General features: G+C 72.7%; 17 protein-coding genes. 10 read left to right on the plus strand and 7 right to left on the minus strand.

Annotated features, from left to right (window positions below; translation table 11 throughout):
- Positions 1 to 2: 2 nt before the first annotated feature.
- Complete coding sequence (locus EBH09_RS27970) at positions 3 to 1,325, minus strand: cation:proton antiporter (RefSeq protein WP_121749714.1); 1,323 nt, start codon at positions 1,323 to 1,325, stop codon at positions 3 to 5.
- A gap of 1,508 nt (positions 1,326 to 2,833) precedes the next feature.
- Between EBH09_RS27970 and EBH09_RS27990 the strand changes: the two genes are divergently transcribed.
- From EBH09_RS27990 to EBH09_RS28000, 3 genes are all read left to right on the plus strand, one after another.
- Complete coding sequence (locus EBH09_RS27990; protein WP_193776573.1) at positions 2,834 to 4,057, plus strand: arginine deiminase; 1,224 nt, start codon at positions 2,834 to 2,836, stop codon at positions 4,055 to 4,057.
- Between the two features lie 116 nt (positions 4,058 to 4,173).
- On the plus strand, positions 4,174 to 5,181 hold the full coding sequence (argF, locus tag EBH09_RS27995) for an ornithine carbamoyltransferase (RefSeq protein ID WP_121749718.1): 1,008 nt from the start codon (positions 4,174 to 4,176) through the stop codon (positions 5,179 to 5,181).
- 135 nt (positions 5,182 to 5,316) lie between these two features.
- On the plus strand, positions 5,317 to 6,765 hold the full coding sequence (locus EBH09_RS28000) for an amino acid permease (protein WP_121749719.1): 1,449 nt from the start codon (positions 5,317 to 5,319) through the stop codon (positions 6,763 to 6,765).
- Here EBH09_RS28000 and EBH09_RS28005 read toward each other — a convergent pair.
- Positions 6,722 to 7,207 carry an ATP-binding protein gene (locus EBH09_RS28005; RefSeq protein ID WP_121749720.1) on the minus strand — a complete coding sequence of 162 codons (486 nt, stop codon included), beginning with the start codon at positions 7,205 to 7,207 and terminating at the stop codon, positions 6,722 to 6,724. The genes EBH09_RS28000 and EBH09_RS28005 overlap by 44 nt on opposite strands.
- 281 nt (positions 7,208 to 7,488) lie before the next feature.
- On the opposite strand from EBH09_RS28005, the gene EBH09_RS28010 reads away from it, so the two are divergent.
- Entirely contained in the window at positions 7,489 to 8,316 is an 828-nt protein-coding gene (locus tag EBH09_RS28010) for an enoyl-CoA hydratase family protein (protein WP_121749721.1), read from the plus strand.
- A 4-nt stretch (positions 8,317 to 8,320) separates the two neighbouring features.
- Complete coding sequence (locus tag EBH09_RS28015; protein WP_121749722.1) at positions 8,321 to 10,702, plus strand: bifunctional salicylyl-CoA 5-hydroxylase/oxidoreductase; 2,382 nt, start codon at positions 8,321 to 8,323, stop codon at positions 10,700 to 10,702.
- On the opposite strand, the gene EBH09_RS28020 is transcribed toward EBH09_RS28015, so the two are convergent.
- From EBH09_RS28020 to EBH09_RS28030, 3 genes are all read right to left on the minus strand, one after another.
- Positions 10,690 to 11,580, minus strand: coding sequence for a sulfotransferase (locus EBH09_RS28020; protein WP_121749723.1), 891 nt, complete (start codon positions 11,578 to 11,580; stop codon positions 10,690 to 10,692). The genes EBH09_RS28015 and EBH09_RS28020 overlap by 13 nt on opposite strands.
- An 83-nt stretch (positions 11,581 to 11,663) precedes the next feature.
- Positions 11,664 to 12,509 carry a PaaX family transcriptional regulator C-terminal domain-containing protein gene (locus EBH09_RS28025; RefSeq protein WP_121749724.1) on the minus strand — a complete coding sequence of 282 codons (846 nt, stop codon included), beginning with the start codon at positions 12,507 to 12,509 and terminating at the stop codon, positions 11,664 to 11,666.
- A 15-nt stretch (positions 12,510 to 12,524) separates the two neighbouring features.
- Positions 12,525 to 14,231 (minus strand): AMP-binding protein, encoded by a 1,707-nt coding sequence (locus tag EBH09_RS28030; RefSeq protein ID WP_193776728.1) that lies wholly within the window; start codon positions 14,229 to 14,231, stop codon positions 12,525 to 12,527.
- Positions 14,232 to 14,321: 90 nt separating this feature from the next.
- Between EBH09_RS28030 and EBH09_RS28035 the strand changes: the two genes are divergently transcribed.
- From EBH09_RS28035 to EBH09_RS28045, 3 genes are read left to right on the plus strand one after another with little or no spacing between them, the layout of a single operon-like run.
- Complete coding sequence (locus EBH09_RS28035; protein WP_121749726.1) at positions 14,322 to 15,479, plus strand: acyl-CoA dehydrogenase family protein; 1,158 nt, start codon at positions 14,322 to 14,324, stop codon at positions 15,477 to 15,479.
- A complete protein-coding gene (locus EBH09_RS28040) occupies positions 15,476 to 15,874 on the plus strand; it encodes a RidA family protein (RefSeq protein WP_121749727.1) in 399 nt (132 codons plus the stop codon). Before EBH09_RS28035 ends, EBH09_RS28040 begins: the two co-directional genes overlap by 4 nt.
- 43 nt (positions 15,875 to 15,917) lie before the next feature.
- Positions 15,918 to 16,745 (plus strand): alpha/beta hydrolase, encoded by an 828-nt coding sequence (locus EBH09_RS28045; RefSeq protein ID WP_121749728.1) that lies wholly within the window; start codon positions 15,918 to 15,920, stop codon positions 16,743 to 16,745.
- A gap of 20 nt (positions 16,746 to 16,765) precedes the next feature.
- Here the strand turns inward: EBH09_RS28045 and EBH09_RS28050 are convergent, their stop codons facing one another.
- Complete coding sequence (locus EBH09_RS28050) at positions 16,766 to 16,975, minus strand: DUF5999 family protein (protein WP_121749729.1); 210 nt, start codon at positions 16,973 to 16,975, stop codon at positions 16,766 to 16,768.
- Between the two features lie 240 nt (positions 16,976 to 17,215).
- On the opposite strand from EBH09_RS28050, the gene EBH09_RS28055 reads away from it, so the two are divergent.
- On the plus strand, positions 17,216 to 17,656 hold the full coding sequence (locus EBH09_RS28055; RefSeq protein ID WP_121749730.1) for a DUF6299 family protein: 441 nt from the start codon (positions 17,216 to 17,218) through the stop codon (positions 17,654 to 17,656).
- 63 nt (positions 17,657 to 17,719) lie between these two features.
- Here EBH09_RS28055 and EBH09_RS28060 read toward each other — a convergent pair whose 3' ends face one another.
- Entirely contained in the window at positions 17,720 to 18,574 is an 855-nt protein-coding gene (locus tag EBH09_RS28060; RefSeq protein WP_121751040.1) for a DUF2637 domain-containing protein, read from the minus strand.
- A 637-nt stretch (positions 18,575 to 19,211) separates the two neighbouring features.
- Between EBH09_RS28060 and EBH09_RS28070 the strand changes: the two genes are divergently transcribed.
- On the plus strand, positions 19,212 to 19,517 hold the full coding sequence (locus tag EBH09_RS28070) for a PadR family transcriptional regulator (RefSeq protein WP_121749732.1): 306 nt from the start codon (positions 19,212 to 19,214) through the stop codon (positions 19,515 to 19,517).
- Positions 19,518 to 19,520 lie beyond the last annotated feature (3 nt).

Consider the following 19,520-nt stretch of genomic DNA (forward strand, 5'->3'; position numbering starts at 1 on the left):
GCCTAGCCCACGTCCGCGGGTGCCGTCGTCGTCCCGTCCTGGGAGGGCGGGGGCGCGAAGGGGGCGGGGGAGGACGGCCGTGACGCCCGGTCCCGGTCGGCCAGGCGGCGGGTGAGGAGCAGGAGCGGCTGGGTGAACAGGGTCGTGGCGAGCGCCATGAAGACGAGCACCGTGTAGAGCGGAGCGCTCAACAGGCCGGCCTGGAGGCCCGCGTTGAGGGCGATCAGTTCGGTGAGGCCGCGCGCGCTGAGCAGTACGCCGACGGTCCGCGCGTCGTGCCGGTCCAGACCGCCGAGCCGGGCCGCGAGGGTCCCGCTGCCGATCTTCGTCGTGACGGCGAGCACGGTCACCACCAGCAGCACGGTCCAGCCCGTGCCGTCCATGCTGTTCAGCGCCACGGACTGGCCCGAGATCACGAAGAAGAACGGCAGCAGCAGCGAGCTGACGTCGTGCAGCGGCCGCAGCAGGTCCGGGTCGAGCGTGCCACCCTCCTCGCGCGGGACCACCACCCCGGCGAGCAGCGCACCGAAGATCACATGCAGCCCGAGGGAGTGCGTGACCCACGCCGATCCGAGGGCGAAGCCGATGAGCAGCGCCAGCCGCAGCGAGGGCTCCATCCGCGTCCGCCACAGCAGCCGGCGCAGCACCGGCCGGGCCGCGAGCGCCATCACGGTGACGAAGCCGACGGCGAGCGCGACCCGCCACGGCCAGTCCAGCGCCGTCCCGGAGCCGCCGCCGTCCATCAGCGCCGCCGCCAGCACGGTCCAGCAGGCCGCGTCCAGCACCCCGGCCGCGGAGACCGCCACCACACCGGGCACGGACCGGGACAAGCCGTTCTCCCGCACGATGGCCGTCAGCACGGGCACCGCCGTTATCGACAGGGCGACCCCGGCGAACACCACCATCGCGGGGGACGGCTCCCGCGGCATGCCCAGGCCGTGCAGCTGCTCCCGGAACAGCAGCGCGCCCCCGCAGCCCACGGCCATCGGCACCACGAACGAGGCCAGTGCCACGGTCAGCGAGGTGCGGGCACGGTCACCGAGGATCTTCAGATCCAGTTCGTAGCCCACCGTGAACAGGAAGACCACCAGAGCGAACTGTGCGAAGCCCGTCAGCGCCGGGCCGATCTCCTCCGGGAACAGCGACGCGTACACGTCCGGTGCCAGCGCTCCGAGCAGGGAGGGACCGAGCGCGATGCCCGCCGACAGCTGGCCCACGATGTACGGCTGTTTCAGCCGGCGGGCCAGCCAGCCGGCCGCGTGGGCGACCACCAGGACGAGAGCCGAGGCACCCACGAAGTGCGTGATCATGGCGTCAGGGCTCATGGTGTCTCCCCCGTTGCTCCGGTGGTCATCCGGTGGCAGGCCTGCTCGACGGCCCCCTGCTCGGCGGCTCCGTGTTCGGACCGCTCGCCGCAGTGCAGCTCCAGCCTTCGTAGAATAGAAGTGATCTGACGGTGCATCGAAAGTCGTACACGAACTTTCACCAGGGTCACGGGGGGCACATGACGGCGGTCGTCTTCATCCACGGCACAGGCGTTCGCGAACCGGGCTTCTCTGCGCTCGCGGGGCGCTTCTCCGCAGGAGTGACGGCCCTGCGCGGCGGACTGCGCGTCGTGCCGTACTACTGGGGTGGCGAGCACGGAGCCGCGCTCGCCGCCGGCGGAGCGAGCCTGCCGCCGTCCGCCGGTACCGGCCGGGGCCCCGCCGCGCCGGGCGCCGGCGACGACGACACGGCACCCTGGGCCGCCCTCTACGCCGATCCGTACGCCGAACTCGACCTCGCCGCCCGCGAGTTGGCCCCGGCGGCCGAACTGCCACCGGGCTCCCTGTCACCGGACCAGCGGATCCGGGCACGGCTGGGCGCGCTCGCCGCCGAGGGCGACGCACCGGCGGCCGACCTGGGCCCCGGACTGGCGCGCGCCGCCACCGACCTGACCGCCCACCCGCTGCTCGGCGCCGCGGCCGCCGGCCTCGCCCCGGACGACCTTCCCGGCCTCGTTCGCCCGCAGCCTGACCGCACAGGTCGTCGCCGGCGTCCTCGACTCCGACGTACCCCTGGTGCCGGTCGGCGCGACCCGGGACGCCGTCACCGCCCGGCTCGCCGACGCCCTCGGCGCACCGGCTCCGGGCACGGCGCGGGGCGTGCGCTCACTGGTACTGAGGGGCGCGGGCTCGGCCGCCTCCCGTGCGGTCGTACGCCGTCGCCGCGCCCTCACCCTTCTGGCGGGACCGGCTGTTCGAGCCGGAGCACGCGGAGGCCGCCGCCTATCACTTCGCGCTGCGCCGGCTGCAGGGCCGGCTGGTGGTCCGGACCCTGCTGACCAGTGCGGCCCGGCTCACCGCGCCGGGACGCGCCTCGTCGAGGGCCTGGCGCGGACCCTGGACGGCTGGCTGCGCGTACCCGTCGACCCGGCAGCCCTGTCCCGGGCCCGTACGGCCGCCTTCCTGCACCGCACCCAGTGGCGGCTGCGCAACCTGGCCGCGCCGGCCGGCCCGGACGGCGTCCTCCGGTTCCGCCCCGACCGCGGCTTCTGGCCCGACCCCCGTACCCACGCCTTCGCCACCCGCCCCGCCTCCCCGTACCCCCGACGAGCACCTCGCCGCCGGTGACCCGGCCACCGCGCTGGACGGCTACGCCAAGGACCTCGCCCGTGACCCGGCCGACCCCCGGGCGCTGTCCGGCTGGATCGTCGCCGGCGCGACCCTGGACCCGGGCCACGCCACCCGCCGCCCGCCCGGAACTGCTCCAGCCGCGGCCCGGCGGCTGAACCGGGCGCACGGGTCTGCCCAAGCAGGGGGTGAACAGGCGCCCGAATGGTCAGGATGGAGGCATGGGATTCACAGTCGACTCCGAAGCCGGGCGGCTCACCCGCGTCATCCTGCACCGGCCGGATCTCGAGCTCAAAAGGCTCACCCCCAGCAACAAGGACGCCCTTCTCTTCGACGACGTGCTGTGGGTGCGCCGGGCGCGCGCCGAGCACGACGGGTTCGCCGACGTGCTCCGCGACCGCGGAGTCGCCGTGCACCTCTTCGGCGACCTGCTCACCGAGACCCTCGACGTCCCGGCGGCCCGGCGGCTCGTCCTGGACCGGGTCTTCGACGAGAAGGAGTACGGAGTGCTGGCCACGGACCATCTCCGGGCCGCCTTCGAGGCCCTGCCCGCGGGTGAACTCGCCGAGGCCCTCGTCGGCGGCATGACCAAGCGGGAGTTCCTCGACGCGCACCCGGAGCCGACCTCCGTGCGCTTCCACGCCATGGAGCTGGACGACTTCCTGCTCGGGCCGCTGCCCAACCACCTCTTCACCCGGGACACCTCGGCCTGGATCTACGACGGCGTCTCCATCAACGCCATGCGCTGGCCCGCCCGGCAGCGCGAGACGGTCCACTTCGAGGCGATCTACCGGCACCACCCGCTGTTCCGCGACGAGGCGTTCCACCTCTGGTCCGAGGGGCAGGCCGACTACCCCTCCACCATCGAGGGCGGCGACGTCCTCGTCATCGGCAACGGCGCCGTACTCATCGGCATGAGCGAGCGCACCACGCCCCAGGCCGTCGAGATGCTCGCGTACAAACTGTTCGCGGCGGGCTCCGCACGCACCATCGTGGCCCTCGACATGCCCAAGCGGCGGGCCGTCATGCATCTGGACACCGTGATGACCATGGTGGACGGCGACACCTTCACCCAGTACGCCGGGCTCGGCATGCTCCGCTCGTACACCATCGAGCCGGGCGCGGGGGAGAAGGACCTGAAGGTCACCGACCATCCGCCGGAGCACATGCACCGCGCGATCGCCGCAGCCCTCGGCCGGGGCGAGATCCGGGTCCTGACCGCCACCCAGGACGTTCACGCCGCCGAACGCGAGCAGTGGGACGACGGCTGCAACGTGCTGGCCGTCGAGCCGGGCGTCGTCGTCGCCTACGAGCGGAACGCCACCACCAACACCCACCTGCGCAAACAGGGCATTGAGGTGATCGAGATCCCGGGCAGCGAACTGGGCCGGGGCCGGGGCGGACCGCGCTGCATGAGCTGCCCGGTGGAGCGGGACCCCGTGTAGAGGGCTGCATGGAGGGCTGCGCGGTGGGCGGCCACACAGAGGGCTGTATAGAAATTCATGTGTTCGTATAGACTTCCAAGAGTCAGTCCCCGTCCCTGCACCTCTGGAGCGCCCCCATGGCGACAGTCCCGACCGCCCTCGCCGGCCGCCACTTCCTCAAGGAGACCGACTTCACCGCGGACGAGTTCCGCGGCCTGGTCGATCTGGCCGCGGAGCTGAAGGCCGCGAAGAAGGCCGGGACCGAGACACGGTATCTCCAGGGCAGGAACATCGCGCTGATCTTCGAGAAGACCTCGACGCGCACCCGCTGCGCGTTCGAGGTCGCCGCCGCCGACCAGGGCGCCTCGACGACGTACCTCGACCCGGCCGGCTCCCAGATCGGCCACAAGGAGTCCGTGAAGGACACCGCGCGCGTGCTGGGCCGCATGTTCGACGGCATCGAGTACCGGGGCGACAGCCAGCAGAAGGTCGAGGAGCTGGCCGCCTTCGCCGGCGTCCCCGTCTACAACGGCCTGACCGACGACTGGCACCCCACCCAGATGCTCGCCGACGTGCTGACCATGACCGAGCACAGCGGCAGGCCGCCGCACGAGATCACCTTCGCCTACCTCGGCGACGCCCGCTTCAACATGGGCAACTCCTACCTGGTCACCGGCGCCCTGCTAGGCATGGACGTGCGCGTCGTCGCCCCGAAGTCCTACTGGCCCGCCCAGGAGGTCGTCGACCGGGCGAAGGCGCTTGCCGAGTCGAGCGGGGCGCGCATCACCCTCACCGAGACCGTGGACGAGGGCGTGCGCGGCGCCGATTTCGTCGTCACCGACGTCTGGGTCTCCATGGGTGAGCCCAAGGACGTCTGGGCCGAGCGGATCAAGGCCCTCGCCCCGTACGCGGTGACCATGGACGTCCTGCGCGCCACCGGCAACCCGGACGTGAAGTTCCTGCACTGCCTGCCCGCCTTCCACGACCTGGGCACCAAGGTCGGCCAGGAGATCTTCGAGGCCCACGGACTCGACTCCCTGGAGGTCACGGACGAGGTCTTCGAGTCCGCGCACTCGGTCGTCTTCGACGAGGCGGAGAACCGCCTGCACACCATCAAGGCGGTCCTGGTCGCCACCCTGGCCTGACCGGGCGGCCGGCCGGGACCGATGCGTCCACCGAGCCCGTTATTCTGACCGGCGGCCCCGGAGCCACCCCTTCCGGTGCCGCCGGCCGCGACCACCGTCGCGCCCCCGCACCACCAGAAACGAGCACCACCCGCAATGCCCGCTTCCCGCATCAAGTCCCCCCACCTCCTCGTCGCCGAATCCGGCGCCGACCGCGAAGGCCATGGCCTGAAGCGCACCATGGGGCTGTTCCAGCTCGTCTGCTTCGGCGTCGGCGCGATCGTCGGCACCGGCATCTTCGTCGGCCTGTCCGACTCGGTCGCCGAGGCCGGCCCGGCCGTCGTCGTCTCCTTCGTGCTGGCCGCCACCACCTGCGTCTTCACCGCCTTCGCCTTCGCCGAGCTGGGCGGCGCGATCCCGGTCTCCGGCTCCTCGTACTCCTTCGCCTACGCCGGACTCGGCGAGCGGACCGCCTTCCTGGTCGGCTGGTGCCTGCTCCTGGAGTACGGCGTGTCCGTCTCCGCGGTCGCGGTCGGCTGGAGCCAGTACGTCAACGAACTGCTCGACAGCGTCCTCGGCATCCAGCTGCCCCACGCGCTGTCCGCGGGCCCCGGCGACGGCGGCGCGGTCAACCTGCCCGCGGTGATCGTCATCGCCCTGGCCTGCGTGCTCCTGGTGCGCGGCGTGCGGGAGAGTGCCCGCGCCACGGCCGCGATGGCCGTCCTCAAGCTGGCCGTCCTGGTCGCCTTCTGCGCCATCGGCTTCTACGCCTTCAAGGACGGCAACCTCAGCCCGTTCTCGCCGGCGGGTCTCGGCGGCATCGGCGCCGGCACCACGGCCGCCTTCTTCTCGTACATCGGCTTCGACGCGATCACCACGGCCGGTGAGGAGGCCAAGAACCCGCGCCGGGACATCCCGATCGCCATCCTGGTCTGCATCGGCCTGGTCACCCTGCTGTACTGCGCGGTCGCCGTCGCCGCGATCGGTGCCGTCGGCGGTGACGCGGTCGGCGACCGGCCCGCCGCGCTGTCGTACGTCGTCAACGAGGTCACGGGCTCCACCATCGGCGGCGGCGTCGTCGCCTTCGGCGCGGTCGTCGCCATCGCCTCGGTGGTGCTCGCCGTGATGTACGGCCAGACCCGCATCCTGATGTCCATGTCACGGGACGGTCTGATCCCGCGGGTCTTCGAGAAGGTCTCGCCGCGCACCGCGACCCCCGTCGCCGGCACGCTCATCGTCGCCGTGGTCTTCGCCCTCCCGGCCGCCTTCGCCCCACTGGACGCGGTGGTCAACCTCTGCACCATCGGCACCCTCGCCACCATGGCCGCCGTCAACGTCTCCGTGATCGCGCTGCGCCGCCGCGAGCCGGGCCTCGCCCGTACCTTCCGCGTGCCGCTCTACCCGGTGACACCGCTGCTCGGGGTCGCCTTCTGCCTCTACCTGATCTACGAGACGGGTGCGGCGACCTGGCTCCAGTTCGCGGTGTTCCTCGCGGCGGGCCTGCTGGTGTACACCGCCTACGGGCGCCGGCACTCCCGCCTGGCCCGTTCCGGTGCGGACGTCACGCCGAAGGACGACGCTGAGCGGGTACCGCAGGAAGCCTGAACCAGACGGCCTTGCCGGACCCGGTGGGCCGGTGGCCGCAGGACGAGCTGAGGGCGCGGATCAACAGCAGACCGCGCCCGTGCTCCTGCCAGGGGTCGGGCGGCTCCACCCCCGGACGGGTGAGGTCGCCGGGCGGCGCCGGGTCGGGATCGTGCACCTCGACCTGGCAGCCGGTCGGCAACAGCTCCACGACCAGCTCGATCGGCGACCCGCCGGCGGTGTGCTCGACGGCGTTGGCGACCAGTTCCGCCGTGAGCAGCTCCGCCGTGTCGCCGTCGGCCGTGTGCTCCAGCTCGGTCAGCGCCGTACGGACCAGGGCACGCGCGACCGGCACGGCCGCGGCGGAGTGCGGCAGTGCGATGCGCCAGGAGGCGGGGGCATGAGAGCGATCGTGCACGGCTAGTCCGTTCCGGAGCAGGCTGTCGTCCTGTCCTGCTTTCAACCTTATGAATGGTACGGCGCCGCCCGGCAGAGCCGTTCGACGGGCACCTCGCGGGACCTTCGACCCCGGTACCGGCTGCCTACCCGGGTGAACGCAGTCCCTCGCCCGGATGCTCCCGCTGTTACCGCGCTATTGACGTCCGGTGACTTCCGGCGGACCCGGCTATCGCGCCCTCGTGACGACGGTCACGAGAAGGTGATAGCTTCGAGTCGTATCGACACGCAGCAAGACGCAGCGCTCAGTGAGGCCGAGGCCGTGCCCGCCCTAGGAGGCCGCCCGTCATGAGTCCCTTCACCGGCTCCGCCGCCCCCACCCCCGACTGGCGGCACCTGCGCGTCGATCGCACCGACGGTGTCGCCACCGTCACCCTCGCCCGCCCCGACAAGCTCAACGCGCTGACCTTCGAGGCCTACGCCGACCTGCGGGACCTGCTCGCCGAGCTGTCCCGGGAGCGGTCCGTACGGGCGCTGGTGCTGGCCGGGGAGGGGCGCGGCTTCTGTTCCGGCGGTGACGTCGACGAGATCATCGGCGCGACCCTGTCCATGGACACCGCCCGGCTGCTGGACTTCAACCGGATGACGGGCCAGGTGGTGCGGGCCGTACGGGAGTGCCCGTTCCCGGTGATCGCCGCCCTGCACGGCGTCGCGGCCGGGGCGGGCGCGGTCCTCGCCCTGGCCGCCGACTTCCGGGTCGCCGATCCGTCCGCCCGCTTCGCCTTCCTCTTCACCCGCGTCGGCCTGTCCGGCGGCGACATGGGCGCCGCGTACCTGCTGCCGCGCGTCGTCGGCCTCGGCCACGCCACCCGGCTGCTGATGCTCGGCGAACCGGTCCGGGCGCCCGAGGCCGAGCGGATCGGCCTGATCAGCGAGCTGACCGACGAGGGCCGCGCCGACGAGGCCGCCCAGTCACTCGCCCGCCGCCTGGCAGACGGCCCGGCCCTGGCGTACGCCCAGACCAAGGCCCTCCTCACCGCGGAACTGGACATGCCGCTGGCGGCGGCGGTGGAACTGGACGCCTCGACCCAGGCCCTCCTGATGAACGGCGAGGACTACGCCGAGTTCCACGCGGCCTTCACGGAGAAGCGCCCCCCGAAGTGGCGAGGGAGGTAGGCGGATGCTCTCGACCCGGGGAAGTGCAGCCGACCCAGGGACGGGGGGAACTGCGCGAGCAACCACAACGGCGCCGCACCCGCCCGCGACGACAAGCCACCCCCTGCGCGCCGCGATCGTCGGCGGCGGCCCCGGCGGCCTCTACACCGCCACCCTCCTCAAACGCCTCGACCCCGCCCGCCAGGTCACCGTCTGGGAACGCAACGCCCCCGACGACACCTTCGGCTTCGGCGTCGTCCTCTCCGACGAGACCCTGGGCGGCATCGAACACGCCGACCCGGCGGTCTACGCGGCCCTCCAGGCCGACTTCGTCCGCTGGGACGACATCCACATCGTCCACCGAGGCACCCGCCAGACCTCCGGGGGACACGGCTTCGCCGCCCTCGGCCGCCACCGCCTCCTGGAGATCCTGCATGAGCGCTGCCACGCCCTCGGCGTCGAGCTGCGCTTTCGCACCAAGGCCCCGGACCCGGTCCGGCTCGCCGAGGAGTACGACCTCGTCGTCGCGGCCGACGGGGTGCACAGCACCACCCGCGAGGCCCATCGCGAGGTGTTCCGGCCCACCCTCACCGGCCACCGCTGCCGCTACGTCTGGCTGGCCGCCGACTTCGCCTTCGACGCCTTCCGCTTCGAGATCGCCGAGACCGAGCACGGCGTGATGCAACTGCACGGTTACCCGTACGCGGCCGACGCGTCGACCGTCATCGTCGAGATGCGCGAGGAGGTCTGGCGGGCGGCCGGCTTCGACGAACTGGGCGAAGCCGAATCCACCGCCCGCTGCGCCAAGATCTTCGCCGACGCCCTCGGCGGCCGGCCGCTGAGGTCCAACAAGTCGGCCTGGACCACCTTCCGCACGGTGGTCAACGAACGCTGGTCGCACGGCAACACCGTACTGGTCGGCGACGCCGCCCACACCGCCCACTTCTCCATCGGCTCCGGCACCAAACTGGCCGTGGAGGACGCCCTCGCGCTCGCCGCCTGCCTGGAGGAACAGCCGTCGCTCCCCGAGGCACTCGCCGCCTACGAGGCGGAGCGGCGCCCCGTCGTCGCCTCCACCCAGCGGGCGGCCCGGGCCAGCCTGGAGTGGTTCGAGGACCTCTCCCGGTACCTCGGTCAGCCGCCCCGCCAGTTCGCCTTCAACCTGCTCACCCGGAGCCGCCGCGTCACCCACGAGAACCTGCGGCTGCGCGACGCCCGCTTCACCGGCTCCGTCGAGCGCGAGTTCGGCTGCCCGCCCGGCACGCCCCCGATGTTCACCCCGTTCCGGCTGCGCGGCCTGACCCTGCGCAACCGCGTCGTCGTCTCCCCGATGGACATGTACTCGGCCACCGACGGCGTCCCCGGCGACTTCCACCTGGTCCACCTGGGGGCCAGGGCCCTCGGGGGCGCCGGGCTGGTGATGACCGAGATGGTGTGCGTCAGCGAGGAGGGCCGCATCACCCCCGGCTGTGCGGGCCTGTACACCGGCCGGCAGGCCGAGGCCTGGAAGCGGATCACGGACTTCGTGCACGCGCAGGCACCCGGCACCGCGATCGGCGTGCAGCTCGGGCACAGCGGACGCAAGGGCTCGACCCGGCTGATGTGGGAGGGCATGGACGAACCGCTTCCCGACGGCAACTGGCCCCTCGTCGCCGCCTCCCCGCTGCCGTACAAGCCCGGCGGCCAGATCCCGCGCGAGCTGTCCCGGGCCCAGCTGACGGATGTCCGGGAACAGTTCACGGCAGCCGCCGTCCGGGCCTCCCGGGCCGGTTTCGACCTGCTCGAACTGCACTGCGCCCACGGCTACCTGCTCTCCGGCTTCCTCTCCCCGCTCACCAACCACCGCACCGACGCCTACGGCGGCTCACTGGAGAAGCGGCTCCGCTTCCCGCTGGAGGTCTTCGACGCCGTACGCGCGGCGTGGCCCCAGGAGCGGCCCATGACGGTCCGCGTCTCCGCCACCGACTGGGCCGAGGGAGGCACCAGCGCCGAGGATGCCGTGGCGGTCGCCCGCGCCTTCGCGGCGCACGGCGCCGACGCCGTCGACGTGTCCACGGGACAGGTCGTGGCCGACGAGCGGCCGGAGTTCGGGCGGTCGTACCAGACGCCGTACGCGGACCGTATCCGGCACGAGGCGGGCGTCCCGGTGATCGCCGTGGGCGCGATCTCCTCCTGGGACGACGTCAACTCACTGATCCTGGCCGGCCGCACCGACCTGTGCGCCCTCGCCCGGCCCCACCTCTACGACCCGCACTGGACGCTGCACGCGGCGGCCGAGCAGGGCTGCGAGGGGCCCGGTGTCGAGTGGCCCGCACCGTACCGGGCGGGCAGCCGCCGTCCGGTGACCGGACGCACCGACGTCCCCAAGCCCAGGCTCACGCTGCGCGGCCCGCGTCAGGACGTGTAGCCCCAGGCCGCGCACATCGCGCGCAGCCGCTCGGGGATCTCGTCCTCCTTCGGCAGCGCGCGCCCCGGCTGCACGGTGCCGGTGCGGATGTTCTCGCGCCAGTCCCCGAGCCCGCGGACCAGCTCGCGGCCGGTCTTCTTGCCGTAGTTCAGCATGGCCGGCGCGTAGTCGACGCCGAGGAACTCGCACAGTCGGCGCATCTCGCGCCCGGGGTCCTCGGTGATGTCCTCGTAGCGCACGGTGAAGCCGTCGGCGTCCGCGGTGCGGGCCTCCTCGACGGCCGTCATGTAGCGCAGCACGTCGGTGACGGCGGTGTCGAGCGGCCGCTTGACGGGGTCGGTCTCGTGCCAGGAGCGGGCGATCGACTCGGGGTGGCGCAGCAGGAAGACGAAGCGCGCGTCGGGCCAGGCGTCCTTGAGGCGCCGGTACATGTACGCGTTGGCCGGGGTCTTCTCCACGATGAAGTCCTTGCCCGCCTTGACCAGTTCTCGGTGCATGACGCGGTCCCACAGCAGGTGCTCCAGGTCACCGCGCTCCAGACCGAGGGCGCCCATCGCGCGCTCGGAGAACCAGTTGGCGCACGTGACCTCCAGCCGGCCGATGTGCAGCTCGTGCGGGGCGTGCAGCCGCGGGTGGGCGCCCAGCATCATGCGCAGCAGTGTGGAGCCGGAGCGGATGGACGAGATGATGAAGACGGGCCGCCGCAGCAGCCGGTCGGTCGCCAGTTCCCCGGCCGACGGGCATCGGTACGTGGCCACCGGCCGCTTCGCGGGTTCCGGCGGGGCGGACTTCTTCCCACTCGCCGCCTGGGGTGCTCTCCGCACCTGGAGGCCGGTGGTGGCGGTGAGGGCCCGGTTCAAGTTGCGCGCGAGACTCATGCGTCCGCACGGTAGGTGAGAAACCTGAGAAGAGGGTCTGAGAAGGCTGAGGGTTCCCTGATCGCGGAGAAGTGTGACGCGAGTCACTCGCCAGGAGTCATGGGCACCCCGGGCGCCGCGTAGACCGCGCCCGCGTCGCGCAGCCGCTCGTGCAGGGCCCGGAAGACGGCGGCCGAGCGCCTGCCCGGCCAGTCCTCGGGCAGCAGCCGGTCGGGCAGCCCCGGGTCGGCGTAGGGCAGGTGGCGCCAGGAGTCCAGGGCGAGGAGGTAGTCGCGGTAGGCGTCCTCGGGCGGGGTGTCGGCCCGGCGCTCCCAGTCGTGCAGCACGCGCGCGTGGCGGTCGAGGAACGCCTCGTGCTCCTTGGCGATCGCGGCCAGGTCCCACCACCGTGCCGCCGCCTCGGCGGTCGGCGTGAAGCCCAGGTGCTCACCCCGGAAGAAGTCCACGTACGAGTCCAGGCCCAGGCGGCCCAGCGCGTGCCGGGTCTCCTCGTACAGGCGGGCCGGGGCGATCCACACGCCGGGGGCCGCGGTGCCGAAGCCGAGGCCGGCCAGGCGGGAGCGCAGTACGTGCCGCTTCTGCCGCTCCGACTCGGGCACGGAGAAGACGGCCAGCACCCAGCCCTCGTCCTCGTAGGGTGCCGTGGCGTAGACGCGCCGGTCGCCGTCCTCCAGCAACTGCCGTGCCTCGGCGGAGATCTCGTACCCGGCGGCGCCCTCGGCCGTGCGGGCGGGCAGGAGCAGCCCGCGCCGCTTCAGCCGGGACACCGACGAGCGCACGGAGGGGGCGTCCACCCCGACCGCGGCCAGCAGCCGGATCAGCTCGGCGACGGGCACCGGGCCCGGCGCGAAACGTCCGTACGCGCCGTAGAGCGTGACGATCAGGGATCTCGGGGCGTGCTGCGCGTGCTGGTCGGACACGTTGATCATCTTATGTCCTCGGTATTACGCCTGGTCGCTCCCGGGATGATCGGGCGGGGTCAGGAGCCGGTACCGCTGGAGCTTTCCCGTCGCCGTGCGCGGCAGCGCCTCCAGGAAGACGATCTCGCGAGGGCACTTGTACGGCGCCAGCTCGGAGCGGAGGAACGCGCGCAGCGCGTCGGCGTCCCGCACGGCGCCCTCCTTCAGTACGACGTGCGCCACCACGACCTGTCCGCGGTTCGCGTCGGCCCGGCCCACCACCGCCGCTTCCACCACGTCCGCATGCCGGAGCAGCGCGTCCTCCACCTCCGGGCCGGCGATGTTGTACCCGGCGGAGATGATCATGTCGTCGGCGCGCGCCACGTACCGGAAGTACCCGTCGGACTCGCGGACGTAGGTGTCGCCGGTGATGTTCCAGCCGTCGCGCACGTACTCCCGCTGCCGCGGATCGGCGAGATACCGGCAGCCCACCGGCCCGCGCACCGCCAGCAGCCCGGGTTCCCCGTCGGCCACCGGCGCGCCGTTCTCGTCCTGCACGCGTGCCTGCCACCCCGGCACCGGAACACCCGTCGTGCCGGGCCTGATGTCCCCGTCGGCCGCGGAGACGAAGATGTGCAGCAGTTCGGTGGCGCCGATGCCGTTGATGACGCGCAGTCCGGTGCGCTCGTGCCAGGCCCGCCAGGTGGCCGCGGGGAGGTTCTCGCCCGCCGAGACGCAGCGGCGCAGGCATGTCACGTCGTACGCGTCCAGCTCGTCGAGCATCGCGCGGTACGCCGTCGGCGCGGTGAACAGCACCGACACCCGGTGCTCGGCGACGGCGGGCAACAGTTGCCGGGGTCCCGCCTGTTCCAGGAGCAGCGCGCTCGCCCCGGCCCGCATCGGGAAGACCACCAGCCCGCCGAGCCCGAAGGTGAAGCCGAGCGGCGGGCTGCCCGCGAAGAGGTCGTCGGGGCGCGGCTTCAGCACGTGCTTGGAGAAGGTGTCGGCGATCGCCAGCACGTCGCGATGGAAGTGCATGCAGCCCTTGGGGCGTCCGGTGGTGCCCGAGGTGAAGGCGATCAGCGCCACGTCGTCGGCCGCGGTGTCCACGGCCGGGTACGGCGCGCCGGGCACCACGCCGGCTTGCGTACGCCTCAGCAGGTCGTCGGGCGCGTCCCCACCGTACGTCGTGATCCGCAGCCCGGGGATCTCCGCCTTGGCGAGGTCGTCGACGGCCCGGACGTCGCACAGGGCGTGGCGCACCCGGGCGATCTCGCAGATGGCGCGCAGTTCTTGCGGGCGCTGCTGGGCCAGTACGGTGACCGCCACCGCGCCCGCCTTGAGCACCGCCAGCCAGCAGGCGGCCAGCCACGGGGTGGTGGGACCGCGCAGCAGCACCCGGTTGCCCGGGACGACACCGAGGTCGCCGGTGAGGAGATGGGCGAGCCGGTCGACGCGGTCCCGCAGCCGGCCGTAGGTCCAGTCGTCGCCGGACGCGGTGCGGAAGACCGGCCGGTCGTCGGGCGGGCCGGTGAGCAGCTCGGCGGCGCAGTTCAGCCGGGCGGGGTAGCGCAGCTCCGGCAGGTCGAAGCGGAGCTGTGGCCACTGGTCCGGGGGAGGGAGGTGCTCGCGCGCGAAGGTGTCGACGTGGGCGGAACGGTGCGGCTCCGCGCGGTGCGGATCTGCCATGGCGGTTCGCCCCCTTTGCCGTGGTGGGCTCGCGCAAGGAGCGTATCGTGTTGGTGACGACAGTCAACTGTGCGCGATAACCTCGGGTGCGGCCCGGCGGTCGGCGGAGCAGGGCCGAGGAGCTGGGCAGGGGAGCAGGGGAAGGGACCGGCGATGACCGCATTCTCGCTCGAACCGGCACAACTCACCTGGTGCGCCGAGTTGCGCGCCCTCGCCGCCGAACGGCTGCACCCGTTGGCCGAGAAGGGCGAACCGGGCCGCGTGAACCGCGCCCTCCTCACCGAACTCGGCGCCCTCGGCCTGCTGCCCCGCCTGTTCACCTCGGGCGCGCTCGACCTGTGCCTGATGCGCGAGTCCCTGGCCCACGCCTGCACCGAGGCCGAGACCGCCCTCGCCCTTCAGGGCCTCGGCGCCCACCCGGTGCACGCCCATGGCACCGAGGCCCAGCGCGCCCGCTGGCTCCCCCGGGTGAGCGACGGCAGCGCGGTGGCCGCCTTCGCCCTCAGCGAGCCCGACGCCGGCTCGGACGCGGCGGCGCTGAGGCTCGCCGCGCACCCGGACACCCGGTCCGACGGCCGCACCGGCTGGCGGCTCACCGGCGAGAAGTGCTGGATCTCCAACGCCCCCGAGGCCGACTTCTACACCGTCTTCGCCCGCACCACCCCGGGCGCCGGCGCCCGCGGCGTCACCGCCTTCCTCGTGCCCGCCGACCGCGCCGGCCTCACCGGCACCCCCCTCGACATGCTCTCCCCGCACCCCATCGGCGCCCTCGGCTTCGACGCCGTGCCCGTCACCGCGGACGACGTGCTCGGCGAGCCGGACCGCGGCTTCCGCGTCGCCATGGACACCCTCAACCTGTTCCGCCCCAGCGTCGGCGCCTTCGCCGTCGGCATGGCACAGGCCGCCCTGGACGCCACCCTCGCGCACACCGCCGCCCGCGACGCCTTCGGCGGCAAGCTGCGCGACCTCCAGACCGTCGCCCACCAGGTCGCGGAGATGGCCCTGCGCACCGAGGCGGCCCGCCTGATGGTGTACGCGGCGGCGACGGCGTACGACGAGGGCGCACCGGACGTCCCGCGGCGCGCCGCGATGTCGAAACTCCTCGCCACCGAGACCGCCCAGTACGTCGTCGACAAGGCCGTCCAACTGCACGGCGCCCGCGCTCTGCGCCGCGGCCACCTCCTCGAACACCTCTACCGCGAGGTGCGCGCCCCCCGCGTCTACGAGGGCGCGAGCGAGGTGCAACGCGGCATCATCGCCAAGGAGCTGTACCGAACGCTGGACGCGACGGCCAAGGAGGCCGGGACATGACCGCCGAACGGGTGAACCCGCCCGAACTCTCCCCGCCCACCGGCTTCTCCCACGCCGTCGTCGCCACCGGCACCCGCGTCGTGTTCCTGGCCGGCCAGACCGCCCTCGACACCGACGGCAAGGTCACGGGAGACACCCTCCAAGCCCAGTTCGAGCTGGCCCTCACCAACCTGCTGACCGCCCTGCGCGCCGCCGGCGGCGCCCCCGCCGACCTCGCCCGCGTCACCGTCTACGCCACGGACGTCGCCGCCTACCGCACCCACGCCGCCGACCTCGGCCGAACCTGGCGCGAGCTGGCCGGCCGCGACTACCCGGCGATGGCGGTCGTGGAGGTCGTACGCCTGTGGGACGAGCGGGCGCTGGTGGAACTCGACGGATTCGCCGTACTGCCTTGAGGCCCCACTGCCGTAAATCCCGCGCCCGCCCTAGAGTTCCGGCATGCCGGACATCGAACTGAGCGCGGGAACCATCGAGTACGAGGACACCGGCGGCGACGGCCCGGTCGTCGTCCTCCTCCACGGTCTCGTCCACGACGCGACCGTCTGGCGCGAGGTCCTCGCCGACCTGCGCACCGACCACCGGGTCATCGCGCCGACCCTGCCCTACGGCGCCCACCGCCGGCCCATGTCCCGGCCGCCCACGCCGGACCTCGTCAACGAACTCATCGCGGAGTTCCTCGACCGCCTCGACCTGACCGACGTCACCCTGGTCGAGAACGACTGCGGACGGGCCCAGACGGTGGCGGTCCGGCACCCCGAACGCCTGGCGCGGCTGGCGCTCGTCGCCTGCGAGGCGTTCGACAACTACCCGCCGGGACTGCCCGGGAAGATGATCGGCCTCGCCTGCCGGGTGCCCGGCGGCGTGTCCCTGCTGGCCCGCGTCCTCGGGCTGAAACCGCTGCGCCGCCTGTCCGTCGGCATCGGCGCGCTCACCAAGCGGCCCGTGCCGGACGCGGTCGTCGACGGCTGGCTGCGCCCGCTGCGCACCGACCCGGCCGTCCGGCGCGACTTCCGGCACTACAACACCCACGTCCGCCGCGACGAACTGCTGGAGGCCGCCCAGGGATTGCGGAGGTTCGACCGGCCCGCGCTCGTCGTCTGGGCGATCGAGGACCTGATGATGCCCCGCGCCCACGGCCGGCGCCTGGCCGAACTCCTCCCGAAAGGGCGGCTGGTGGAGGTGGAGGGCGCCCGGACGCTGATCGCCGAGGACCAGCCGGAGCTGCTCGCCTCCCTGCTGCGGGAGTTCATCGCCGAGAAGGACTGATCGCTGCCCCGCGGGGGCGCTCAGGCCGCCATCGCCAGGCGCCCCGCGGTCACCCGGCGCGGCGCGACGACCCGGCCGTCGGGATGCAGCTCGCCGGTGTCGTCGAAGACGATCGTGCCGTCGCACAGCAGGTTCCACCCCTGCTCGGGGTGGGCGGCGACGACGTGCGCGGTCACGTTCCGCGCGGCGGGGGAGCCGGCTGCGGGGCAGGAAGGCCGGTGGGTACACATGGCGCACCTCCACGTCGGGAGACCGTCCCGTCCTCGGGACCGTCGCATGTACAGACCGTGCGCCCGGTGGGACGTCATCGCCAATACCCGCACGGCAAGCGTGACAACACCCGGACAACCCGGCGACGGTTCCACGACGGCCGACGCGGACTCGCCACCGAAGGGGTGACGGTCACCGCCGTCGGCCCGTTCGCCCGGTACCAGTGGAACCCCCCATTCCGACCGACCGGGAGGTCCCCCATGCCCGTACGATCCGCGGCCCTCGCCACGGCCGCCGGCGCCCTGCTCCTGCTGGCCGCCCCCGCCGCGACCGCGGCCCCCCACGACGCCCGTCACGTCACGGAGTCGGTGACGGTCGACCCGACCGGACGTCTCGCCGCGGACGGGACCGTCACCCTCTCCGGCACCTACCGGTGCACCGCCGGCACCGGCCCCGTCTTCGTCAGCTCCACCGTGAGCCAGAGCGAGCCGTCCGTCCGGCACGGCATCGGCGGTACCCGCGCGGTCTGCGACGGCCTGGAGCACCGCTGGGTCAACACGGGCACGCCCTCCGGGAACGCCCTGAAGCCCGGCGCGGCCCACGTGGAGGCCACCCTGATGGAACTGCGGCCCATGGGCGGTCTGCCGCTCCCGAGCTTTCACGCACGCCACGGCCAGGACGTGATCCTGACCGAGGGCTGACCGGCCGGGGCCGACGGGCCCCGGGTCCCGCACCGACCGACCGCCGGTGCGGGACCCGCCCGGTCAGGGCCGCTTCCGGGCCCCGGTGTCGGACCGCGGCGAGTGCGGGGGATGCCGCCGCTGGTTGGGCAGCAACACCGCGTCCGAGGCCGCGGATCCCTCCGCGTCGTCGCCCGGTTCCGCCGTGGACGAGGGGCGCTGGCGGTGACGCGGCACCGCTCGCCGGGGCGGACGGGTGAGCGTGATCTGGCGGACGATCTGCTGGAAGCAGACCAGCGACGCCAGCCCCGGCAGGGCCGCGGCCGCACCGTCGTTGAGTGTTCTGGGCGCCTGGGCGATGCACAGCAGCATCGCGATGGCGGAGAACAGCAGGACCACGGCCCATGAGTGGACCGCGCGACGTTGGTGCAACGCGGACCTCAGGACGGCCAGCGACGCCACCAGCCAGGGCCCGTACACCAGCAGCGGCCACCAGGACACCACGCTGCCGCGAGTGCGGGTCACGGCTGCCAGGCGCAGCGGTTCGTAGGCCACCATGCCGCCGAACAGGCTCACGGAGGCCGCGATGACCGCGGCGAGCGCCGCGACGAAAAGACTCGCCGCGCGCAGCCGGCTCACCTTCGTCCTGCGGACTCTGCGGTGGCTCGCGGGGGATTCTCTCAACGGTGGCAGTTCCGCCGTGATTTCCTGCAAATTGCTCAGTGGCGTGCCAGGCACGGGGGCGATCGCCGATGTGTCCGTCATCCCGTGAACACTGGTGGTCCGCTGTTCCATCGCGTCCTGGAGCAGGAACGCGAGTTCTTCGGCAGGGTCCCAGCCGGGTTCCGGCGGGACCAGAGTCTCCTGGAACGCTTCCTCGGGCGCCCGGTGCCGACCGGGACCGCCCGCGGACCGGAACGAGCCTTCGCCGTAGGGCATGTGATGGTGGGTCTGTTCCTCGTACACGACGCCCCGGTCACTCCGCCCGGGTGCGGGTCAGGGACGCCTGGGACCGTCCCCAGCGCTCGGCGAGGCTGGTCTCCAGTTCGGTCATGACATCCAGGAAGCGTTGGAGTACGGGCTCGGTCACACGGAGCGGGACGGGGAGCCCGCCTCTGGTCAGAGTTCCGTCGCTCGGTGACGGACAGTGGTTTCTGCCGGGCCGGTAAATGTATGGCCCGAGCGTCACCAATTCCCCGTATTCCTCTGTCATATCCGAAGTAACGTCTGCCTACTCCGTCGGATGCGCGGCAGTCGAGTGAACGGTTTCTGCGATACTTACCCAATCTGAATTCACACCGGCTCGACAGTAGCGCTGTAGGAAAAACGGGAAATGCCGCGCGAGGGTCGCGCTTCCCCCGTGTGGGCGACGACTCGCTACCGTTGGATCAGACTCCCGGACTCGTTCGCCGGCCGTTCCCGCAGCGGCTCCCTCCTGCCGGACGGCACCCGCTCGAACAGGACCCGTGAGCCGGACAGCTCACCGGCGGCCACTGGGACATCGGTCCGCCAGGACGGCCCCGGGCGTAGAATCGGGCCCCGATATCGGATTCGTCACTGACGGAGGTGGGCCACGGTGCGGGAGTTCCAGCGGGGCGCGGTGCGGCTGCACATCCTTCACCACGCGTCAGAGGAGGAGATCCACGGCGCGTGGATGGCCGAGGAACTGGCCCGGCACGGCTACCGGATCAGCCCCGGCACGCTGTATCCGACACTGCACCGGCTGGAGGCCGACGGGCTTCTGGTCTCCGAGCAGCGCGTCGTCGACGGGCGGGCCAGACGGGTCTACCGCGCCACGGAGGCCGGGAAGCAGGCCCTCGCCGAGGACCGCAAGGCCCTGGCGGAACTTGCCCGGGAGGTCCTCGGCGCGGAGATGCCGTAGAAG

This window comes from Streptomyces sp. E2N166 (genome assembly GCF_003671715.1).
GTDB lineage: Bacteria > Actinomycetota > Actinomycetes > Streptomycetales > Streptomycetaceae > Streptomyces > Streptomyces thinghirensis.